1 protein-coding gene is annotated in these 937 nt (G+C 28.3%); it reads right to left on the reverse strand.

Annotation, left to right across the window (positions count from 1 at the left end):
- Nucleotides 1-63: 63 nt before the first annotated feature.
- Nucleotides 64-937, reverse strand: an 874-nt coding sequence (locus C4B24_RS04820; RefSeq protein ID WP_131599646.1) for an IS30 family transposase, incomplete at its 5' end; no start/stop codon positions are given.

Raw genomic sequence — 937 nt, forward strand, 5'->3', positions numbered from 1 at the left:
TTATAAATAAATTATACAAAAATTGTATATTAAAGATTCGGACTTGAAATGAGTTCGAGTTTTTTATTGGAAATTTTTAATATATAAGTATCCGTGTCTTCGAGAAGTCTTCTTAGCTCTTTTATCAATCCCTTTTTGGAATATTTTTTGCATTTCTGCATTAACATCAACCATTGAAAGTTCTTGCACATATTGTGTAATAGCTGAACTAAAGTTAAAGATCTTTCTTGGCATATTATTTATGTTATCCATCAATATTTCAATATCTTCATCAGAAACTGTATCAAAATCTGTTTTCTTTGGGTATTCTCTTCTTATAAGTCCATTTGCATTTTCATTTGAACCTCTTTCATGAGATGCATATGGATTACACTTATAAATGTCTATTCCGGTTCGATAAGAGAATAAGCCAAGAGCTTTAAATTCCAAACCATTATCTGACGTTATTGATTTTATTAGTAGGCGATACTTTTTCATCACTTTATATAAAGTTGCATTTAAAACATGTGGACTTTTAGATTTTATTGGAGCTATAATCATCATTCTTGTTTTACGTTCGGTTAGAGTTAATAAATTTCTTTTGCCATAAGATTTTTTGCCTATTACTAAATCTATTTCTCAATGACCAAAGTCTTTTCTGGAGTTTATTGATTTATTTCTAGTCCAAATTGGTAAGACATATTTAGTATTAAATTTGGAAAAGTATCCGCCAGATCTTTTACCACCTTTTCTATATTTTCCTCTCAATCTTTCTTTTTTTGTGATAACTCATTTGTTTGAATTAATTAAATTGAACGTCTGTTTCAATGAAGGCATTGAAATATTAGGCTTTTCAATTTTTATTCTGGTTCAAGTAGCTTCTACACCATGTCATTTTTTATCAAAATACTTTAGGAATAACTTCGAAAACTCTGGATAATTTTCAATGGGTAACTTG

The organism is Mycoplasma marinum (assembly GCF_004335975.1).
Lineage (GTDB): Bacteria > Bacillota_I > Bacilli_A > Mycoplasmatales > Metamycoplasmataceae > Mycoplasma_K > Mycoplasma_K marinum.